The sequence below is a fragment of the Mycobacterium neumannii genome (assembly GCF_048452905.1).
Lineage (GTDB): Bacteria > Actinomycetota > Actinomycetes > Mycobacteriales > Mycobacteriaceae > Mycobacterium > Mycobacterium neumannii_B.
In genome coordinates this window covers 1,217,048-1,238,175 of record NZ_JBCGVF010000003.1, presented here as the reverse complement: position 1 = coordinate 1,238,175, position 21,128 = coordinate 1,217,048, and the positions used below count along the sequence as shown (strand labels likewise).

General features: G+C 59.7%; 16 protein-coding genes, 1 pseudogene and 1 riboswitch. Of the genes and pseudogenes, 10 read left to right on the top strand and 7 right to left on the bottom strand.

Annotated features, from left to right (window positions below):
• Window positions 1-89: 89 nt before the first annotated feature.
• A complete protein-coding gene (locus tag AAHH99_RS12325; protein ID WP_418768861.1) occupies window positions 90-1,652 on the bottom strand; it encodes a phytoene desaturase family protein in 1,563 nt (520 codons plus the stop codon).
• Between the two features lie 72 nt (window positions 1,653-1,724).
• On the opposite strand from AAHH99_RS12325, the gene AAHH99_RS12320 reads away from it, so the two are divergent.
• The 3 genes from AAHH99_RS12320 to AAHH99_RS12310 all read left to right on the top strand — a co-directional run bounded on the left by AAHH99_RS12320 (window position 1,725) and on the right by AAHH99_RS12310 (window position 5,438).
• A complete protein-coding gene (locus tag AAHH99_RS12320; protein ID WP_418768860.1) occupies window positions 1,725-2,315 on the top strand; it encodes a TetR/AcrR family transcriptional regulator in 591 nt (196 codons plus the stop codon).
• A gap of 180 nt (window positions 2,316-2,495) precedes the next feature.
• Window positions 2,496-3,218 carry a hypothetical protein gene (locus tag AAHH99_RS12315; protein ID WP_418768859.1) on the top strand — a complete coding sequence of 241 codons (723 nt, stop codon included), beginning with the start codon at window positions 2,496-2,498 and terminating at the stop codon, window positions 3,216-3,218.
• Complete coding sequence (locus tag AAHH99_RS12310) at window positions 3,219-5,438, top strand: hypothetical protein (RefSeq protein WP_418768858.1); 2,220 nt, start codon at window positions 3,219-3,221, stop codon at window positions 5,436-5,438. It begins immediately after the preceding gene.
• Between the two features lie 154 nt (window positions 5,439-5,592).
• Here AAHH99_RS12310 and AAHH99_RS12305 read toward each other — a convergent pair whose 3' ends face one another.
• From AAHH99_RS12305 to dndB, 5 genes are read right to left on the bottom strand one after another with little or no spacing between them, the layout of a single operon-like run.
• Window positions 5,593-7,041: a DNA phosphorothioation-associated putative methyltransferase gene (locus tag AAHH99_RS12305; RefSeq protein ID WP_418768857.1), complete on the bottom strand. Its 1,449-nt coding sequence runs from the start codon at window positions 7,039-7,041 to the stop codon at window positions 5,593-5,595.
• The gene (dndE, locus tag AAHH99_RS12300; RefSeq protein ID WP_418768856.1) at window positions 7,038-7,430 is read right to left on the bottom strand and encodes a DNA sulfur modification protein DndE; all 393 of its coding nucleotides are present in this window, start codon (window positions 7,428-7,430) and stop codon (window positions 7,038-7,040) included. The genes AAHH99_RS12305 and dndE overlap by 4 nt, the downstream gene beginning before the upstream one ends.
• The gene (gene dndD, locus AAHH99_RS12295) at window positions 7,430-9,406 is read right to left on the bottom strand and encodes a DNA sulfur modification protein DndD (protein ID WP_418768855.1); all 1,977 of its coding nucleotides are present in this window, start codon (window positions 9,404-9,406) and stop codon (window positions 7,430-7,432) included. Before dndD ends, dndE begins: the two co-directional genes overlap by 1 nt.
• Window positions 9,403-10,944 carry a DNA phosphorothioation system sulfurtransferase DndC gene (gene dndC / locus AAHH99_RS12290; RefSeq protein WP_418768854.1) on the bottom strand — a complete coding sequence of 514 codons (1,542 nt, stop codon included), beginning with the start codon at window positions 10,942-10,944 and terminating at the stop codon, window positions 9,403-9,405. The genes dndD and dndC overlap by 4 nt, the downstream gene beginning before the upstream one ends.
• Window positions 10,941-12,095 carry a DNA sulfur modification protein DndB gene (gene dndB, locus AAHH99_RS12285; RefSeq protein ID WP_418768853.1) on the bottom strand — a complete coding sequence of 385 codons (1,155 nt, stop codon included), beginning with the start codon at window positions 12,093-12,095 and terminating at the stop codon, window positions 10,941-10,943. The genes dndC and dndB overlap by 4 nt, the downstream gene beginning before the upstream one ends.
• A 96-nt stretch (window positions 12,096-12,191) precedes the next feature.
• Between dndB and AAHH99_RS12280 the strand changes: the two genes are divergently transcribed.
• From AAHH99_RS12280 to AAHH99_RS12265, 4 genes are all read left to right on the top strand, one after another.
• Window positions 12,192-13,388 (top strand): aminotransferase class V-fold PLP-dependent enzyme, encoded by a 1,197-nt coding sequence (locus AAHH99_RS12280; RefSeq protein ID WP_418768852.1) that lies wholly within the window; start codon window positions 12,192-12,194, stop codon window positions 13,386-13,388.
• A 158-nt stretch (window positions 13,389-13,546) separates the two neighbouring features.
• Window positions 13,547-14,011 carry a hypothetical protein gene (locus AAHH99_RS12275; RefSeq protein ID WP_418768851.1) on the top strand — a complete coding sequence of 155 codons (465 nt, stop codon included), beginning with the start codon at window positions 13,547-13,549 and terminating at the stop codon, window positions 14,009-14,011.
• On the top strand, window positions 14,012-15,616 hold the full coding sequence (locus AAHH99_RS12270) for a DGQHR domain-containing protein (RefSeq protein WP_418768850.1): 1,605 nt from the start codon (window positions 14,012-14,014) through the stop codon (window positions 15,614-15,616).
• Window position 15,617: 1 nt separating this feature from the next.
• The gene (locus tag AAHH99_RS12265) at window positions 15,618-16,502 is read left to right on the top strand and encodes a RelA/SpoT domain-containing protein (RefSeq protein WP_418768849.1); all 885 of its coding nucleotides are present in this window, start codon (window positions 15,618-15,620) and stop codon (window positions 16,500-16,502) included.
• A gap of 79 nt (window positions 16,503-16,581) precedes the next feature.
• Here the strand turns inward: AAHH99_RS12265 and AAHH99_RS12260 are convergent, their stop codons facing one another.
• On the bottom strand, window positions 16,582-16,953 hold the full coding sequence (locus tag AAHH99_RS12260; protein WP_418768848.1) for a hypothetical protein: 372 nt from the start codon (window positions 16,951-16,953) through the stop codon (window positions 16,582-16,584).
• 319 nt (window positions 16,954-17,272) lie between these two features.
• On the opposite strand from AAHH99_RS12260, the pseudogene AAHH99_RS12255 reads away from it, so the two are divergent.
• The 3 genes and pseudogenes from AAHH99_RS12255 to AAHH99_RS12245 form a co-directional block, all read left to right on the top strand.
• Window positions 17,273-18,294: pseudogene (locus AAHH99_RS12255) on the top strand (NERD domain-containing protein); the annotation flags it as partial.
• Window positions 18,295-18,379: 85 nt separating this feature from the next.
• Window positions 18,380-18,491, top strand: a riboswitch (SAM riboswitch).
• 515 nt (window positions 18,492-19,006) lie between these two features.
• Window positions 19,007-20,158 (top strand): serine hydrolase domain-containing protein, encoded by a 1,152-nt coding sequence (locus AAHH99_RS12250; RefSeq protein ID WP_418768847.1) that lies wholly within the window; start codon window positions 19,007-19,009, stop codon window positions 20,156-20,158.
• 227 nt (window positions 20,159-20,385) lie between these two features.
• Window positions 20,386-21,111, top strand: coding sequence for a hypothetical protein (locus AAHH99_RS12245; protein WP_418768846.1), 726 nt, complete (start codon window positions 20,386-20,388; stop codon window positions 21,109-21,111).
• The last annotated feature ends 17 nt before the right edge of the window (window positions 21,112-21,128 follow it).

Genomic DNA, 21,128 nt, shown 5'->3' with positions numbered 1-21,128 from the left:
TGCGGACCACAGGGATCAGTGTGGCAGTTAGTCGGGTGACTCCCGCGGCTACGCGCTTGTCTGACCGCTCGGAAGGTTGAGGCGAGGTTTCAGCTGAGGTCGTCGAGCACTTGGTAGGCGGCGTTATATCCGGGGATGAAGGTGATGCCGGGACCGCCGTGACAACCGGCACCGCCGAGATAGAGCCTGTCGATGCCGATCGGTAGATCGCGGAAACCCTTCGGGCCGGGCCGGTTCGGGCCCATGAGATCGGGGTGCAGCAGCCCGTGGCAGAAGTCCCCGGCGGGGGCGCCGAACATCGTGTTCATGTGGTACGGCGCGAAGGTGATGTGCCGGATCTGGATGTCCTTGAAGTTCGGCGCATAGCGGGTGATCTTGTCGATGACGCGTTGCGCCATCTCGTTTTTCAAATGCCCGTGCTGGTCGCGGGGCGTTTCGACGGGGAACGCGTAGGCGTAGGCACTGGCGGCGTGCTTGCCGGGCGGGGCCATGTTCGGGTCGTGCACGGACGGAATCTGGATGCCCAGCGACGGGTTGTCGGGAACGATGCCGCGGCAGGCGTTCTCCCATTGCCGCTGTTGCTCTTCCGGTGAGCCGAAGATACCGACGGACGGCTGCATACCGGGCTCGTTGAGCAGATCGTACGGCGGGGCGAACTCGGGCAGGCCGTCGAGGGCGAAGTGCATCTGGACGAAGGAGGCGCGGTGGTCGCGCCCCTGGAGTCGTTCTCGAAGCTGCGTCGAGACATGCTCGGGGTCAACGAGTTCAGTAAGGGTGGTGTCGGGGGAGAGGTTCGAGACGACGACGGGGGCGGTTATGGTGTGGCCGTCCTTGCAGCGGACGCCGGTGACCTTGACGTTGTCGACGAGGATCCGCTCGACCTTGGTGCGGTAGCGGATCTCGCCGCCGCGGCTTTCGAACATCTCGCGCAGGTGCTCGGTGAGGGCGCCGATGCCGCCTTCGAGTTTGGTCATCATCGCGGTGCCCTCGTCGGGGACGGCCAGGGCGAAGGCCAGACAGGTTGCGCTGCCGGGGGTGTAGGGCCCGCGGTAGGTGGAGTTGATGGCGAGGAAGGCGAGCATACCGCGCATGACGGCGTGGCGTTTCCTGTCGGGCAGGTAACGGTCGATGACGTCCATAGCCGAGCCGAACAGGGTTTCGTGGATGGCGCGGCGTTCGGATTCGTTTGCGGCGCAGGCGTACATCTCGTCGATGGTCTTGGGCGGTTTGCGAACGTCGAAGCGGCCGAGCGCCCGAGCGGGGCCTTGACTCCAGGCGATGAGTTCGGCCATGCCGGTGACGGCGTCGGTGCCGTGCTTGTCGGCGAGGTGAGTCATCAGTTGTATGGGGTCGCGGTAGAACACCATGGCTTCTTCGCCGGCCTCGCCGATGTTGACCGACATGACGTCGGCGTGGACGGTGGGCAGGGTGTCAAGGCCGAGGTCCTTGGTGATCTCGCTGGGGGTGGGGAACTGGACGGATCCGGCGATTTCGTAGCGGAAGCCGTCGATGAGTTCGACGGTGGCGGCCATGCCGCCGGCGTAGGTGTTGGCCTCGAGGCACAGGGTGCACAGGCCGGCGCGTTGGAGCAGGGCGGCGCCGGTCAGCCCGTTGTGGCCTGCGCCGACGACGATCGCGTCATAGTCACTCATGCGGGCAGGGTATGTCAGTACTGACATAATTGCGGCGGTACTGACAAATTTGTGCGATACGATCGCGGGACTATGGCGATGCCCGTGAACCTGCATCAGCAGCGCAGTCAGGCAACGAAGGACGCTCTGCGGCGGGTAGCGTTGGCGCGGTTCGCAAAGGATGGGTTCGCGAATGTGACGGTGTCGCAGTTGGCCGAGGAGGCCGGGGTTACTGAGCGGACGTTCTTCCGGCATTTCCCGACGAAGGAAGCGGTGCTGTTCGCGGACTACGAGACGCACCTGGAGTGGCTGGCCGAGGCGCTGGCGCGGCGGCCGGCGTCGGAGTCGCTGTCCGATGCGGTGATGGCGAGCGTCGCGAGCTTCCCGCACGACCTGGAGGTGGTGCGGCAGGCGGCGCTGCTGCGGGCGAGCATCATCGGTGAGCGGGTGGCCGGTCACCTGCGGGTGGTGCAGGCGTCGTTCGCGGCGGTAATCACCGACTTCGTCCGGAGGCGATATGCGGGTGTGCCGGACATCGAGCTGACGGCCGAGGTCGCGGGCGCGGTGCTGGCGGCGGCACTCGTTGTGGCCGTGGAGAACTGGGGGCGCGGCGGGTGCGTGGGTGATCTGGGGGAGATCGTCGCGGAGAGTGTGGATTTGGTGCGGTCGGGGCTCAACTTCTAACTGTCCGGTTCAGACGGTCGCCGGCTCCCGTCCTCTCCTCTGCAGACCGTCTTCTGCAGCAGTCGCCTGATACTCTGTCGCTCTCGCATCAATCGCGGGCTTCCGAAGTAGAGCATCGGTTGTTTGTACTCGCGACGACAAATGCTCCTCCTATTTAGCATCGCTCAATATGATGACAACGTGCCGCAATCCAATGCTGCTTTGCAGCCGAAGCCAATGAGACTAAGCGCGCTCGATCTTGATTTGGCGCCGGATGCCCCAGGGATCTATGCGTGGTATGCCCAGCTGGCACTCGGCAACCAGGACTGGGAGCGAAGCGATAGGGATGGCGTAGATGCGGCGATCGGCTACCTCATCAACGCCATATCTGATTACGCGCGCGTACACCAGCCAATTGCCATTCATTTGAAGGGTGAAGCAAGCTACAACTTGCACTGGTCGGGGAGGTTGGAGCGCGCGTCAATCGCGGACGGAAGTCCGCTTTCTGCGACGAGCGACGTCAAGGCTCGAATGGAAGGTCTTGCAGATCAGCCGGTCGTGCGTCGTCTGCTCATAAGCCTCTTACGCGCTGCGACACCCATGTTTGCGAGTCCGCTCTATATCGGCGTTGCCACCAACCTACGAGTTCGGCTCGGCCAACACATGGCTGCTTATGAGAACGCGCGAGCTTCACTTCGCCGAAGATCATCAACGATGACTGTCCAGGAAGAGGACGATTCCTTTGGAGCCCGTCTCGCAAGCACCGGTATGCCATTGGAATACCTCGAATGCTATGTATTGCCTGCAGATCTCGCTGAAGTGGCAGTGGAGGACAGCGGCACGACGCTGTCCGCGAGAGATGTCGCCGCGGCGGCGGAGTGGATCCTGCAGCGAATCTTCCTACCGGTGCTTGGGAGGCAGTAGATGACACTTAGCAGTTTGGGCGGCGCGCCGACGTTCCAAAACCTTGCGCAGGGCATTATCGGCGAGTTCGTGACGCCGGCAGGCAAGGTTGCGTACTTAATGACGAAAGCCCGGCTTGGTAAGGAAGCGACCGATCCAGAGCGCCGACTCACGCAGCATCTTGTGCCAGTTCGGGAAGTCATCCCGGCAGAACAGTTGGACTTTGACCAATTGCTCCAGCGCGACCTCGACGACCATCGTGTAGCAGTGAGCCTAGTACCGTACTTGATCAATACCGATTGGACCGGTCCTGCCTTTTTTCCGCCGATCGTTGCAGTCGCTCTGCCATTCGCCGGCCAGCAACCCTCAGAGTTTCCCGACTTCGATTCGCCGACTTCCATTGATGACCCATCAGGATTTTGGAGTCAGCAGGATGCCGGTGAGTACTTCCGTGTCCGACGCCTACTCGACAAAACTGGCCAACCAAACGCCGTTGCTCTCGGGCAGGTGTGGTGGAACGGCGAATTCTGCCGGACTGTGGTGATCGACGGCCAGCATCGCGCTATGGCATTGCTTGCTATAGATCGCACAATCCGTAAGAGTTGGCAGGGGAGTTCCGGTGCGCGCTACCAGTACTTTTATAAGTCGAGGATCGAGGAGGCGCTAAAGGACGGGCAGATTGCCGACATCGAGGTACCAGTCACATTGCTATGGTTCCCGGACCTCTTCGGCAAAGGTAAACAACCACATAAGGCCGCTCGAAAACTGTTCGTTGACGTGAACAAAGAAGCGCGTAGGCCCAGCGAGTCTCGCCTTATCTTGTTGTCCGACGGCGAACTCATCAACATACTGAGCCGTACCACGCTAACGCAACTGCGCAACCAGTCGGGCGAAGAGTTTTTGCCTCTCTATTGCGTGGAGTATGACAACCCAGGAGCGAAAACGACACAGGCTGCCCGGTGGTCAGCGCTAACCAACATACACGCGATCAGAGAGATGGTTTCACGGGCGGTTTTTGGTCCGGGGAAATACATCAACAAGGTCGATGTCACGATCGGACGCCGTGAAGCTGAAGAAGAACGCAACTCGTTCATGCGTGAGCAACTCGATGTCGAGACGCTCTTCCCGTCAGTTATCGAAGGTGACGAGCCATTCGCTCGAAATGATCTCGGGAACAGGAACTTTCCGGAAGTCGCTGTTGAGAGTCTCGTTGAGCGGTACCAAACAACCTGGGGGAAAGCCATACTCATCCTTCTCAGCAGCATCGAGCCGTGGGCCGCCCATGCGCGCGCACTTACCGAACTCAAGCAGAAATGGCTTGTCGACGATGCGATCGCCACCCTGGCGCACGACGCCCTCTTCAGCGGCGTGGGCATGTACTGGACGTTGCGAGATTCTGCGTCGCATTGGTTGGCCGATCCAGGTGCCTCGGCGGGTGGTACTCAAAAGCCGGACGTGGTCAAAGCTTGGGATTTGATTGCCGATAAGCAGAAAGAGTTTGAAGATCTGCGCGCTGAGCAGTTGCTTGACAGCAGAGCGAAGCGTGATGAGTGCAATCAGCTTTACCAGGCCATCAATACACACGCGTGCCAATTGGGCATCGCGTTGACCCTGGCCACTGTCTTTCGTCGCGCCTCTCTGGAAGGAGTTGAGGTAGTTGACCTCGCCTCGGCAATTGCCGCCGGGATCAATTCGTGGATGAAAAGTAAGACCGGCGGCACCTACGATCGGCGGCTGGTCCTTGCTAAGCGCCGCAACGACTTTCCGAAGTCTCCACTGAACATGGTGACAAACATGGACACCCCTCGCGCGGTTCAGTTTCGGTACTTTTGGTTGGAGATCCTTTCGTCGCCACAAGCAGTGAATGAGCTTGATCAATTTGTCAATGCGGAGAACCTGCATCAGCTTCGTGACGATGCGAGAAGTGCCTACGTGACGTACGTAGCGGGTGAAAAGTCACGCGCGCTCAAGACATCCAATCCCGAATTGAGCGAGAAGAAACGTAAGGAGCGCGGGTTAGCGGATGCACAAAAAGAGCTACGTCAGGCATTGACTAGATGGTTTGACAGGTCCGCGGCGGATATTGATGCATGGTTCGAAGTATCAGCGACAACGACCTCGACTGATGCGATCAACGAGTACCAAGATCAAGACGACGGTGAGCTGGAAGCTGCGAGTTCGACCGACGACGAGAGCTACGAAGAGGGCACGATGGCCGAAAGCTGGGGGGACGACGCGTAGACCCTGGCGATGTCTAGTTGAACTGGTGCTGTATCGGATACGCGGTATCGAATGGGGTTGCGGTTGCGGAACCGCCCAGCCAGGGTGGGGTGCGGCGGCGTAGTGTTGATTGCGCTCAAGCGATTCTGTCAAGAGAATCGGCGAGCTGCCGCTGCTAGTTGCAAACTTGAAGACGATGCCCTCGAACCACAAAACCCCCCGCGTCGAGCGTTGCGTTCCAGCCGGCAAGAGTTCCGATCCGCTCTGGAGCTGCGTAGAGACCCGCCTTAACTTCTGATCGCGTCAACTTTGCGTACAGTCGACGCCGCGGATGATCGAGCCCAATAAACTCTTCCTTCCGATGCAGTAGCGGTGGATTTGGCGACTGGCTGTAGTCGCGCCAATCAACCGAGAGTCTCTTGAGGTTCACGGTTACCGACGACGCGAGTGTGGGGTGTGCGTTCCGATCAAATTCCGGATAGGTCAGATATGACACTTGAGGTTCGGTGACGGAGAGTTTGATTAGGTTGGCGTGCTCAACAGTTCCGGATAGGGCGCGGGCGCACCCTTCATACACTTGAAGCACTGGAGGGAGCTCGCCCAACGCACTCTTATGCACATACAGAGCGCTTGGCGTCTGTTTGCCGACCCGCGAGCTCCGTGCGTTCACCAACACGATCGCCGGATCGCCGCACGCGAGCAACATTCGGTCGGCCTGCACGCAGGCGTCGTGGTACTTCCCGAAGTGCGCCCGAACATCCGCCGCCAGCGTCGGTCCCAGCTGCGTGAAACGGGGACGTCCGTTGAAACGTGACAATGCGATATATATCAACAGCTCTGCTCGCCGGTGAGCCGCTACTTCTTTCCAATACTCGTCGTCAGTCACCGTTCGAATGAGCTGGTGGCCTTTGGCGACGCTCCCAACGGCTCCCTTGATAGAGGTGATCTCGTCGGGCTTAAGTTCACCTGCTTTGGGTGGTCGCGCATGGAGGCGCATAAAGTCGAACAGCGGTCTGAGGGTGGCTTCGTTGGCTTGGTAGAGCTCATGCGGATCGATACGAACTCTCGGTCGATACGTATAAACCCGATTAGCGAGAAACTCTTGCGCATCGGAAGTCTCGCGGAAGACGTAGTAGATTCCCGGCGCCGCGGCGTGGGCTTCCGTTCCTAGCGCATCTTCAATCCAGCGGCCCAGTTCCGCTTGTTCATATAACTTTTGAAACGTGCCCGTCTTTGTGACAAGCCCGTCGCCTAGCGGGCGCCCTCCGAGGCTGCGTGCGTCCCACGTGAGCCGCGAAGACACTATGAGAACCTTTCGTGCGAGTTCCCATGCATTGCGTAACGTCTCGAGCCGCTCATGTGGATGTTCGATGACGTTCACGACATAGCCGAGATTGACTACGTCAGCGGGTTTTCGCTGAGTTGTTGGGCGGTGCGTTGGGTCCCAGCCATCGACCGAATAGCCCAGAGCCTTGAGGTGTCTAAGATCGTCACCGCGCCCACACCCGTAGTCGAATATCGATTTCGAGTCGTCGATCAAGGTATCGCGGATCGCAGTCGCGATGGGTCGTGACAGAGTCGCTCGACTCATAGCAGTTTTGTGGCGAGCGACTTGGTCAGTCATGCCGCCGGGTCGTCCGAAAGTCCAATGCCTGCAAGACCAACGACATCCGTCACTCTCGGGTCTCCGACGAGATACCCGATCCCGCGGTGGAGATGAAGGCGAAACTGGGTCGCGAGCGTCTCGTCATCTAGCGACCGTCCGTCAGCGTGACAGCGGAACCTTAGTAATCCCCAGTAAATGTCGCCGTAATCTCCAGCGAACACCTTCCATGACATTTCGATGTTGCTATCCAGAGTCAGCTGCAGGGCGGGCGGGGGAGCAGGCTCCGCGAGGGACCGACAGAATGCCCAGCGGCAGAGGACATTCCAGGTTGCTACCCCGGTACGCCGCTTTAAGGTGATCAGCTGATCGCGTGCGGCTTGTGAGAGACGTATGTTGTCGATTGTCATCATTTCTCCCAGAAGTATCCATCGACGACCGACGTCGCATTTTTCGCTTGATCAAATTCGAGCCGGTACTCCCGCCCGATGTGCTTGCGTATAAGTAGGTAAGCCTGATCGTCGATCTCGGTGTCCGTCGACAACAACAGCACCTGATGACTTGCGTGGGGGAAATATCGCTCGAGCAGGTGTTCTCTGTGGGATCCATCCAGCCGGCCGAGCGGAGTATCAATAACAATAGGTAGTGGCTGTCCTGCGGCACGCGCTAGTCCCCACAGCAAAGCGACGGCGAGGAGCTGCCGCTCACCGGCTGAAAGGTTGCTAGCCGGCAGCGGCAGGCCGTCCCGTCCGGTGAGCTCGACAGCATGGGACTCGGCATCTACAGAGACATCAGTGATGAGGTTTTCCTTCCTCATCAAGCGCCCCAAGGCATCCAGCACAAACTCGGATATGCGACCTAGGTGTCGGCGACTCGCGGCTAGTCGAAGTTGTTGCAGCGTTTGACGAACGCGGTCGACGTGGTCTACCAGCCGCCGGTCGTCGTCGACCGAAAGATTGGCGCGGGCGGCGGACTCGAGCGCTGCCTCGTAAGCGGCGTCTGCGCGGGCGCGATCTTGCCGAGTTAGATTCAGTCGCTCCTCTGCATGTGTGAGAGCCGCACGCCGGCGGACAAGAACTGCGGATGCCTCGTCTCGTTTCGCGACCAGAGAGCCGAGGGCTTCTCCGTCCGGTATTGCAACGAGAACTCGCTCCGCTTGCTCGAGTCTATTTTTGGTCTCGCTGCGCGAGGCGATGAGCTCGCGTAGTCGCTTTTCCGCAGTGGGCAGCGATGACGAGATGAGGTGACGAAGCTCTGCACCGTCTTGCAGACCGACGATCGCCTCGACGCTCGCTGCCTCGTCGCGTTCTTCCCGATCCCGCGTCATGAACTCGTCGATCTGGCTTCGAATCCCCTTCGCAACCTTCAATTCAGCCAGTAGCGCAGCTAGCTCAAGGTCACGTTCTACCAGCACATCGGCAATAAGTCTACTGCGCTCTGCATTGGTCTCGACTTCCACTCGCTCGGCCATACGAGTCAGGTGGTCACGAAGTTGCAGCAGCGGAGCCAATTCCCCTATCTCATAGCGAATTTGATCGTCGAAACGACTGAGATCCCTGCGCAGATCCTCTGCGTTGCGCTCTGCTGACTCGCGTTGATCAAACAGGTCGCCGCCCAGAGAGCGGTATTTCTCATCAAGCTCAAAGAGAGCCTTCTCAGCACGTTCAACCTCGACCCGCAGCGCTCCCAATTGTTGGGCGGCCGCTTCCTCCTCCTGCCGCGCGGCAGTAACTGCGTTCTGCTTCTCGTCGATGGCAGCGCGCAACTTGGTTGGTACTTGAGTGTTCTGATGTCGCTTACGTAGTACCGCGAGGTCAGTCGACAGTCGGTCGACGAGCTCGAGACCCATGAGCGAAGCAAGAGCAGACGAGAGAACTTCCTGTGAACGCTCCAGGTCTGCGAGTGCCTCGATTTGCTCGCCGTCGAAGAAGAAGAGTCCGGCAATGCCACGCGGAAGAAACGCTTCGATGTGCTCACTCCAGGTCGATGTGAGCGCCTCGTCATGACGGCCATCGACAGACACAAGCAGAATTTCACGTATCGACGCGCCAGTACTCCGCCAACTTCGCCGCACCCGGTATTCGCGTTCAACGCCCTCCTGGTGCGCGTGAAACTGGAGCTCGATTGCAGCGCCCTCACTTTCGGGCACACCGCGGTGAATGAGGCCACGAAGGTAGCTCTCGTAGCTCCCGGATTTACGGGCCGCAACCTGAGCGAGTGACCCGTAGAGCGCGAGATGAATCGCCTCCAAGAGAGTGGTCTTACCCGCTCCATTGAGCCCGCCGATGAGCACTATCGGCTTCTTAGGAGACGCCGGAGCAAGTTCGATCGTGTTTCGGCCGGCGAAGGTGCCGACGTTATGCAAGACGAGTTCATCGATAATCATTCGTTGGCTCCAACTTGTGCTTGACGGACGAAACCATCGGCAACATCGAGGGGGTCGGGATCTTCCAGAGGTGCGCTACCGTTGCGATCCAAAGCGGCTTTGCGCGTCTGAGCGCGTGATGTGGCATCGGCTTCATCGTCGTAAAAGCCGCGACGTAGCGCTTTCTCGAGTGAATCGAATAGACCCGCCCGGCGCGCACGCGATCTGTGGCGCTGCTCGATGTCAAGAAGCTCGCGTACCATCTCGAAGTGCAACCGATCGCCGCCGACGAGCTGCTTAAGCACCTCGACGGCCTCGGACCCGAGTGGCAGATGTTCGTCGAGCGGCTTGCCGGGATACTCGTCGCCCGTCGCTTCGCGGTAGATCCGCGGCAGGTTGTCTTCAAACTCATGCTTCTCGACGACCCATAGCCGCCGAATCTCTTCTAGTTCAGCAAGTGTCACAAGCTCAAGCGAGCGCACATAGTCTGGTCCGTTGGCCCGAATCCATGCCTGGGCTCCAAGTAGTTGAGTGAGCCACCGCTCGCGCGATTCTTGTGTGTAAGGACCTGGGATCGGTTTGTCGTGGAAGAGCTGAACCGACCCGTTCATCCGCCGGAAATCGCGCAGGTGCCGGTCGTCCGCAACATCGAGCGCGTTGCGCAGTTCGAGAAGTGGGAGCATCCATTCCTTCTCGTCATCGTTCTGGATCATGGCAGACATGGACTTGTCCTTGTCGACCAGAGTGCAAGTCCAACAACCGAATCGGCTGTCTCCGCAGCTCGGTGTCGTCGAGTCGACGACTAGCGGACATTCGCCATCAGGGGACGCCCCTTGGTACATGGTGAGTAATTCTTTATTCGAGTACCCCCACGGATTCGGAGTCTGCATCAGGAAAGTCCAGACATCGTCATTCGACCAGTTCTCAACCGGGGAGTAGACGAGACAGTTCGGGAGCGACTCGTTTGGGCTGAGGAGGTCACGTGATCGCTTTGCTTCGAGCTGGGTCATCCTGTGTGATCTGCCGCTGCTTTCCGCTTTACGAGTACCGAGGACCAGTATGGCTTCGCCGTGCGAACGCACCATGCTACGGATGAACGAATTCGACGGCTTGATCTTGAGTCGCTCTGTGCACCAACGGAATTTGGGCCGGGGCGCTGGATATCCCCGTCCAATCAAGTTGACCCAGAACGTGTCGGTGACAGCGGGCGTCAAACGGTGCGGCGTGATTGGGAGGTTCTGTGCAGCAGCTTGGTCCGCAAGGAAATCGAGGGAGTGGGTGACCCATGCTGCGACTACGGGATTCTCGACAAGCGTGTCAGTGCTGATTACGTGAACCGGCTTGGTCCGCTTCTTTTCCGGCAGTCCGGCGAGGGCTAGCCAGACTAGTTGGAGGACTGCTGTCGAGTCCTTGCCGCCTGAATAGCCGACGACCCAAGGCACTGTATCGGCGAGATACAACTCTTGCGTTTGTGTCAAGAGGGCGTCAACCGTTGATGCATAACCTAACTCGTCGAACGCGGAGTGCTTGCGTGGGGTGATGGGAAGTTGACGCTTCATCTGCCACTCCTTATAAAACCGTCTTCAGCCTGTTGTTCGTCTGGTGGTAGTTCGAGACCAAGGATGGAGCGGATATATCCGGCCGTAAGAAGCACGTTGGCGGCACCCTTGCTGACCTTGCCACCAACCGTGGCTCGCCCCTCCCAGGTCGACGCATTTGCTCGATGCCAGTCGATATTGGCTAGCTTCGACAACGTCTTTTCCCAGACTTTTTCGTCCTGAGACTGTCGGATGAGTGCGTTGCCGATTTTGCCAATTGATTGCAAAACGACGCCGTGACTGTGGATGAAGTCGCGTCTGACTTCACCCGAACTAACATCTCGGGATCGGACTTGATGCCACTCGGGAAACTGATCCGCGACCAGCATCCAGAAGCGGCTCGCTACGTCTACCTGCCGTTCAAAGGTTCCGAGCTCAACGCCCTCTAGCAAGGCCTTGTTGGCGCTGTACAAGGCGGACAGCGTGAACAGCTTGCGTGAGCGCGCGGAGAGGTTGCTGGTTTCTGTCTCGGTCAGATCGCTGAAGAACGGCGACCGCATCACGACGAGCTTCGTGATCGCGGACATCTCATCTCGATGGTCATACAGCACGCCGATCGACTTCGATGGCCGGATGGCGTAGCGGTTGAGGTCGGCAAACATCTGCTGGCAGCGGCTCAGGCCCACGTCCAGGAACAGAACGATGGCGATGCTTTCGTCACCCAGGTCGGGGTTCTCGGCAAGAGCGTGTTGAATCGCCGCCCGACGGTGCTGACCATCGTTTATTACAAAGCGCGCTGACATCGGGATTGTTAATGTCCCCACGCGCTCGCCAGGACCGTTCACACCCCCGGTCATCGGATCGAACTGAACCTCGGCGTTCACTGAGGCAGTCAGAGCCGAGAAGATGTAGGTGTCGGGGTTCTCCACGATGTACCGACTGATCTCAGGCACACGTGCCTTATTCAACGTGCGTTGTGCGCGCATCTCAGGGGGGAGTTCTTCCTCATCAAAGAGGAAGAGCCGCGGGATCAGTCTCAGTGGACACATCGTCACGTAGTACTCGCGACCAGCCTGGATGCCACGGATTGCTGGGAAAACGTATTCGTACCCGCTCGATCGGGTGCGTTCTTGGGGGTCGGACGCGGAAGGCTCGACTCTTACGGCCGTCATGCTTTCTCCTCGGTCGCAGATGTACGGAAGATTTTTCCGTACAAGGCGCTGTGTCGTTCCGTACTTGTGTCGGAAGCTACACGTACGCTTTGGCTCATGACGGTAACGACGCCCACCGACACGCCAACTTCTTCAACAGCGGGCGGACACGAGCGGCCCGTGTACTTAGACTGCAACGCGACTACTCCCGTGGATCCTCGGGTGGGTGATGAAGTCGCCTTCTGGATGTTCCGCGAGTACGGGAACGCAGGTAGCCGAACACACGCCTATGGACAAGCTGCAAAAGAGCGTGTCTCGAAAGCTAGGCGCCAGCTAGCAGATGTCGTGGCGGCTAGCGCGGACGAAGTGCTGTTTACGAGCGGTGCGACGGAGAGCAATAATCTAGCCTTACTGGGGCTCGCGAAATATGGGATGGCCAACGGAAAGCGGCACGTCATCTCTACCGAGATTGAGCATAAGGCCGTACAAGAGCCCCTTGAGGTGCTCGCACGGCAGGGCTTCGAAGTCACGAAGATTGCGCCCGGCACTGCTGGACGAATCTACGCGCGTGATATCGCCGACGCTCTCAGACCTGACACTTTGCTCATCTCCGTTATGGCCGTAAACAACGAGACGGGCATCGTGCAGCCAGTAGCGGAGATCTCCGAACTCTTGGCCGAACATGACGCCTACTTTCATGTCGACGGTGCTCAGGCATTTGGCAAGCTCCTCGATCCGCTTCGATCCAGCCGAATCGACCTATTGTCGATATCCGGCCATAAGATTCACGCTCCGAAGGGAATTGGCGCGCTAGTTGCACGTCGACGGCGGTTCAGTCGTCCGCCACTTGAGCCACTCATGTACGGTGGCGGTCAAGAACGGGGTCTACGCCCGGGAACCTTGCCTGTCGGACTGATCGCAGGTCTTGGGTTTGCTTCGCACCTAGCTTTGCAAGAGTACGCTGAACGGCTAAACCAGTGCGTAGCTATCCGTCGGGCGGCGCTCACCGCGTTGGAGCCACTCGGCATAGTCATAAACGGTGACCTTGAGGCGATGATGCCGCACACGCTGAATTTCACTGTGCCAGGGATAGATTCAGAGGCCGCCCTCGTTGGGCTGAAGGATGTCGTAGCAATCTCAAATGGGTCTGCCTGTACATCGCAAAGCTACGCACCCAGTCACGTTCTGTCAGCGGCTGGTTTGCCAGCCGATCAGGTTGCGGGTGCACTGCGCTTTTCTTGGAGCTACCTTACGCCACGGGTCCCATGGGAACTGGTGGCTTCGCGGCTCGCCGCGCTGGCACCCGATAAGTGACGTTTGCAGACTCGCGGATCACGGCAATGGACCGATCCACTCGTAGCTAGGCTTCATCGCTCGAATCGCCCTATCCGATTGGGGCCAAGGAGGAGTCCCCGCTAATCGGAGCTCACGATCATTGCGATTGGACTTACATCTGCCGCGACCGTTAGCTAGTGTCGCATCAATGGGAGACAGTTGCCGGACGGGTTCTCGGCTCGTCGCTCCACGATCTCAGTGGCCACAGGCAGTATGCGAACACCGTCAAGCCCTTGACCTGTCTGATGATTGACGAACTTAACTGGTCCCGTGTAGTCAACTTTCCGGGCAGCATCAGCAGCGTACCGGACGCGCCGGGTGTCTATGCTTTTGGCAAAGTAGCGAAGGTGCTCGGACTACCCTCATCTATCGAGTGGGTATATGTGGGCGAGAGCCGCAACCTTCGCCTCCGCCTTGCGAACCATCGCGCGATCGAAGAGGCCAATGAATTACTTGCAGCATGGTTGCGCTCGAATAAGAGTGGAATCGAAGTGTGGTACGCAACGACGGAACTGAAGGAACGCAAGACGGTGGAGCGGCGTCTGATCCGCGAGGTCGCGCCGGTATTCAACAAGATCAAATATCGAATAGGTGGTAATTAGGTGTCGAAGAACCCGGAAGATATCGCTGATGAAGTGCTAGCCACTCAAGACAAGGCCTCGGAAGCGATCCGCATTCTACTCGATCAGAAATTGGGCGTGCCAGGCAAAATACCTGTTTTTCGGACAAAAATGGGGGAAACCGAGTCTTATGTTGCGAGCGTGACCTTTAGTTGGATTAGGGCACACGTTGGATTCGCACACAATCTGCCTCTTTTCAGTCAGAAGATTAATCCTGAAACCAAAAAGATAGACATTGATCAAGAGACGATCGACCTCTTGATGCAGCGGCCACTAGATTGGTCCCGTCAAGGACCAATGGCGCAGTACCTACTCGCTAGGCAGAATCACAAATTCCCCCCTATCCTAGCGGCATTGAGTGACACATGGATAGACGACCCCTATTCTCCGAATTGGGCAAACGGGATCTCCCTCGAAAGCGCGGCGAAATTCACACCTTTCGACTCGGCTGGGCGGTTTGGCACGCTCGATATTCCCGAGTCCTCACAGCTCTTCGCCCTTGATGGTCAACATCGATTGCTCGCCATAAGTGGCGCTCTAGAACTCGTCGACGACGGTACGTTGTCGTTGTGGAATAAGGACCGGAAAAGACAAGTTGGGGTGCTTACCCGTGAGGAACTCCAAGATGAGTACCAGCTCACCGCCAGTGACCTGCAAAAGTTCCGACATGAATCTATCGGGATAGAAATTCTTCCTGCTGTGACGGTGGGAGAGACTAGAGAAGGGGCCCGCCGGAGAATTCGCACGATCTTCGTGCATGTCAATCGACTGGCATCACCTTTAGGCAAATCTCAGATGTCAGCGCTCGACGAGGACAATGGCTTCCGCATCGTCGCTCGTAGCATCGCAACCACCCATCCCCTTTTCAAACCGCTGGTTGGTGCAGATGGGACAAAGTTGGAGCGTGTCGATTTTGAGAACTCTAATTTGAATTCTAAATCCCCAGAGCTAACTACTTTAGAAACTATTGCGAATTCGGCGAAAGGCTTCCTGCAGTCACCTGCTTTCACGCGATGGGAGCCGCAGATTAAGGGTCTAGTTCCGCTGCGTCCGGAAGAGGCAGAGCTAGAACTCGGAACCACAGAACTAAATGCGTTCTACGACGAATTTATGGAGTTGCCTTCAATTCTCCAGGTGCGCCAAGGGATCGAACCCCGAAAAATGCGCGAATTTACGGACGAGGACGGGGCTCACAATCTTTTGATGCGGCCTGTTGGACAGATCGTGGTAGCCGCAGCTGTGGGTATTTGTCATTTCGAGCGGAAGATTCCGTTGCCAGCGATCTTCGCAAAGCTAAACGTCTTTGATAGCAACGGCGGATTCGACAGCATCGACAAGAGATCAAGTTACTGGTGGGGTCTGTTAACGACCACGGAGGCGCAGCCGCGGATGCGGGATGCGGGCCGCGGCCTCGCGATTAATCTGCTCACTTACCTCCTGGGCGGTTACGATCCGGCGGGATACACGACATTAACCGAAAGGGTCGAGAAAGCTCGTCGTACTAGCGAAGACGAAACCGTCGGCTTTGACGGGAATGTTTTAGCTCCGGGTCAACCACTGGTACTTCCGCCACTTTTCACTGCATAAGATGGTGACGCGAAGCCGGGTGGATCGTGCGGCCGATCAATTCGCGAAAGGCGACGAGAGTGTCGACGATCTTGATGCGGTGCGGATCTTTCGTGACGCTCGGGCTCCGATCCTCCGGGCTTTCATTGACGATTTATCTCCTGGGCTAAGGCCGGATGCAATTGGAATAGCAGGCCGCATAAAACGCATCAGCTCAATCGTTCGCAAATGCCGTCGAGGGCGAACACGCATCTCCGCTCTGGAGGACCTGGTGGGTTATCGCATAGTTGTTCGCGACTTGGAGGCACAGAAGGCATTTTGTGACGCCCTGGCGTCGTGGCCGAATGCTAAGCGGATCCGCGATTACACTTCAACACCACGCCCCGACGGCTATAGAGCAGTGCACATAATCCTCGAATATGACTTGGCTGATCAGTCTAAAGGTCGGATTGAGATTCAGGTCAGGACGATCTGGCAACATATTTGGGCGAATACCAGCGAAGCCTTCGGCTTGGCCGTCAAAGAGGGCGGCGGACCGGAGTCGATACGGAATTACCTCGAGGCGTTGTCCATAAGCGCAGCGTCGCTTGACGCGAGTGGAGATGTACCTGCGGGATGGGCGACGGAATCTGGACCATCGGGTCTGCCGTACATCGCAACTTTCGACGTGCGCCGGCGCGTCGTTCGAGGTGTTACTCCGTTCTCGGACATGGAGGACGCCCTGACAGCTCTCCTCATACGAGAGCGGGCGGATCTGCTTGACGCCGTGCTCCTTTTGGCCGAGTCCCCGCGCGTTCTACGCATCACTCATATCGGGTTGTTTCCGCAGGATCTGATAAGGGTCCTCGCCGACATCGAACCTTGTCTGACTGGTGATCAAACGCGCGCGTTGCTTAGCCCTGCCTAGGCATTCAGCTGCATCACCTCAACAGCGCGTGCGTGACTTCAGCGCCTCAGCCGCATACGTGAAACAAGAAGTTGGATTGTCAACCCTCTGAAAGTTGTTCTAGCGCTTGCACCGCTGCTGCATGAGGGCCATGGATGTCGATATCCAGCACCTCAACCTCGTCGACACCGACGCTGACTGCCACCAAATTGAAAACCATCGCGCTCGCCTTCCAGAGATCGTCGAGCCGATCGGCCGCCCCTGTGAGGCCGTCTTTACGCAGCTCATCGACGATTTCGCGGGGTGCGAGCTTACTGAACTTCCTATCGAGACTGCGTTTGGCGGTTTCATGAGATGCATCGGCACTTTGTTGAGCAGAGCGCACGATTTGCTGATACTCCAAGGCTAGTGAGCTCAAGTTTTCGGCCAAAAGCTCCGCCTCAACCAATAGTTGAGGTCTGCTACTAGTCATCGTCGCTAGCTCCTCCAAGCGTGTACGGTTGCCACCGCACAAGTTAACTCATCGAACCGACAAGCGATGTCATGGGTGTAGTTTCCTCGTTCGTCCGAGGTCGTGAGTGTTCTCCAGCGTGTCCGGGCGAGATGGTCGCCACCACCACCCATGTTGCGTTCTGTAATGCATTCAGTGGAGCGCGGTGGGTACGCCCCACTTGGTATTGAGTGACGGCCGCGTCAGTTGACGTGGCTAAGCTCTCGCTACCATCGATCCGAGGCTCACTGGGGAGGGGCGAGATGCCGTCGTTGATCTGCAGCAGAGAGCCGACGCGCCAGTGACCATCACCCCGACCGTGACGCCCAGATTGGCCAACGCTGCAGAGCGCCGCGTCTATCAAACACTGCGCGAGCAGCTCCAGCCCAACGACCTCGTCGTCGCGGGCCAGCGCGTCACCGACCACCTCAAAGACCACGAGGTCGACTTCGTCGTCGCGATCGAAGACGCAGGCATCGTCTGCCTCGAGGTCAAGGGCGGCGAGGTCTGGCACGACGGCCACGGCTGGCGGCAGATACGCGGCGGACGCAAGCACACCATTGAGCCCGTCCGGCAGGCCCGCTCAGCCTGCTACGCCCTGCGCGACTACATCGAAAAGGATCCCCGGTGGAGCCAAGGCCGGCTGCGCTGGGACAACGTCGTCGTCTTGCCCAACACCGAGTTACCCGACGACTTCGCGCTGGCTGACTGCCCGCGCTGGAAAGTGATCGACCGCAGCGATCTCCCGACCATGGTGGCCAAGCTGCGCGAGGTGCTTCTCAGCCAGGAACTCGACCGCTGCTGACAAAGGTCGGCATCGACCAGATCACCACCGCGCTCAGCGGCAGGGGATTGCCGCAGCGCGATGTCGTCGCCCGGGCCATCGCCAACGAGGACGCCGCCGACGCGTTGACCGAACACCAGGGCGTCATCCTCGACGCCATCCGACTGCTCAACCGCATCGAAGTCCGCGGCGGCGCCGGCAGCGGAAAGACCTTCCCCGCCATGGAGCAGGGCCCGGCGGCTAGCGCAACGAGGTCAGCGCGTCGCCCTCGTCTGCTACTCCCACGGCCTCGCGTCCTACCTGGAGCGGGTCACCGCGACGTGGCCCGCCGTCAGCGGCCCACCTACGTCGGCGAGTTCCACGCCCTCGGGGTGCAGTGGGGAGCGACGCAGGGACCCGACGAATCACTCCGCACCGAGGAGACCGTCCAGTTCCGGGAGCATGACCTGCCGCGGCAAATGGCCGAGCTGGCAATGGAACTCGAACCCGGACATCGCTTCGACTCCATCGTCGTCGACGAGGCGCAGGACTTCGCTGACTTTGTCTTGGGGCGAACGGATATCCGTCGTCGATTGTCGTCATGGCCGCGGCGAGTTAGCCAGCGGAGCGGTATCCTTGGCGTTGCTTCATGAGATGCCGTCGCCAAGCTCCGACTGGGCGGCACGCCAACCCCACGCTCGTGGGTGGCTCGGATGACGAAGCGGCCGCCACTAACCGGTGACGGTAAGAGCGCCTCCTAAGTAGGGGCCCGAACGAGAAGCGAGCAGTGACCGCTTCGGCGCGAATGCGGCAATCTTCCTGCTTGACGGCAGCAAGAGTGCCTATCGATCGACCGGTCGCCCCGAGGAAGGAAGACAGTTATGCCTTATCAGGTGGGTTCAATTCCCCATATGCACCACCCTTGCGACCGCTGTGGCTACGCCACTCGTTACAAGCAGTTCTCGTTGGTGTGCGAATGCACCGCGCCGGATCGCTGTCCACACCCGCCCGGCCACGTCGTCGGCGGGTCGTGCCGTCGCTGTGGTGGCGATGCGACGGAGAGTCGCAAGAGGCCCGATGAAGCCCTCCAGCAACGTATCTCTCAAATCGAAGCGGAGGGACAGTCTCTAAACGCCGCGCAGGAATGGCGCAGCGGTCCGGCGCTTCAAATGGCCCTCCGCTATGCCGCCGGCCCACCCCGACCTCGGCGACGCTGATCTCCCTCCTTGCATGCGATGATTGCTAGCAGATCCCCAAGCAAAGGAGCTTCAGATGGGGTTCGAGCGAATCGACGACTTGCTCAACGGGGTCACCACCGACGGTTCGTTGCACGGCATCGCCGCTACGGTGGTCGGCCGCGACGGCGTCCTCTACCAGGGCGCCGCCGGAGATGCGAAGTCCGACAGCATGTTCCGCAACGCATCCATGACCAAGGCCGTCGCCACCACCGCCGCGCTGCAGCTCGTCGAGCAGGGTCGCGTCGAACTCGACGCGCCCGTCGCCTCGATCCTGCCCGAATTCGGGGAGCTTCAGGTGCTCGACGGTTTCGAGAGCGGTGAACCCGTCCTCCGCGCGCCCAAGACGCAGCCGACCGTCCGCCAGCTGATGAACCACACGGCCGGCTGCGGCTACCACTTCATGAACCAGAAGCTCTTCACCTTCTGCACCGAGCAAGGCTTTCCCACCCCGCTCGACGGACTCAAGCAGGGCATCCACGCGCCGCTGGTCAACGATCCCGGCACGGTCTGGGAGTACGGCGTCAGCACCGACTGGCTCGGCGTGGTTGTCGAAACCGTGAGCGGCCAGACGCTCGCCGAATACCTCGCCGAGCACGTCTACGGCCCGCTCGGGATGACCGACTCGACATTCGCCCCGACCGAAGAACAACGTGCTCGCTTGCTGCCCATCCGCTTTCGCGCGCCGGACGGCAGCCTCGTACCGACCGACCTCGACCTGCCTCCCAACCCCGAGTGGGACGCCGCGGGCCACGGCTCCTACGGCACGATCGCCGACTACGGCCGCTTCGTGCGCGCCTGGCTCAACGGCGGCGAGCTCGACGGAACGCGCATCCTCAAGGAGGAGACCGTAGAACTCGCCCTGCGCGACCATCTCGACGGCGCGCCACTACCGAAGAAGATGGAACCGACCGTCCCCGAGCTGGCCAACCCGGTCGAGCTGCTCGACGTGCCGCAGGGATGGGGCCTCGGCTTCCACCTGTACCTGACGGATCTACCCGGTATGCGCAGCGCGGGCTCGGCCGACTGGTCCGGGCTGTTCAACAGCTTCTTCTGGATCGACCGCAAGGCGGGGATCGGCGCCGTCATCGCCACGCAGCTGCTGCCGTTCTTCGACGCCAAGATGGTCGAGACAATCCTCGGCTTCGAAGCCGCCGTCTACGCAGAACTCGGCGCGGCGGTGTCCTGACCACGCCATAGACCTGTCCCGCACTCGCAGGCGTTGTACAGGCGGGTGTCGGCGACGCGCGTGTTCTCAAATCTTTCCCGCGGCGTCTTCCCATTCCTCGGGGCGGGACTTCGCGACTTCGTCGCGGGCGCACAGAATTGTCGGCAGGTGCCGATACCGTCGAATCAACTTCGAAGACGCCCCGCCTCAGCCCGGCCCGGTGTCTCGCCTGCCGAGGGGAGCTGGCCTTGATTCGACCCAACAACGCGACCGCACCACCGGTCATCGTGCTCGGCGACGACGAAACCGTCCGCCGCTGTGAACAATTGACGGCTCGCGCCGAGCCGCGTTCAGCCACGATCGCCGCGATGTTTGCTTTCGCCTCAGGCGCGCCCGCCTCGCACGACCACTTGACCGAGGTCGAAGCCGTCGTCGCAGCGGTAGCCCGGGCGATCGCGACCCGGCTGCCGATATGGATGCCTGATCCGCTCGCGGACCTCGGACGCGAGCAGCATTACCGTCGGTTGAGCCTGGTGCTGCAACGGCACGGACTCGACCTGCTGGTGGGCCACGATTTCTGGCCCGTCCCAGACGCGGGTGGCATAAACGAAATCGACCACGCGTTGCGGTGTGAGGTGCAGGCCGTCGACGCTCTCGATCGGGCGGCGCTGGCCGCGGCAGGGGTGGAAAGTCTCGAGAGGGTCGTCGCGCAGGCTGCGACTGCCATGCCAGTGGGCTCGCACGAAAATGATTGGCCACCAACACTTCCCCAGGCCGGGTTGCCATGGCCCGAGCGCCGCCAGGCCCTCCTCGGCTATGTGTGTTGGCTGGTAGAGGGGTGCGGAGTGACTCGCGCAGCGGCCGCGCGGGTGCTGAATTCGTCGGGTCAACGCGCTCCCGACGGCCGCGCTTGGCAGTCAAGAAGCGTGACGGCGTTGCTCGACAGCCGTTACGGCTGGGAAGCGACCGCATGACCACCGTGGAGTACCTG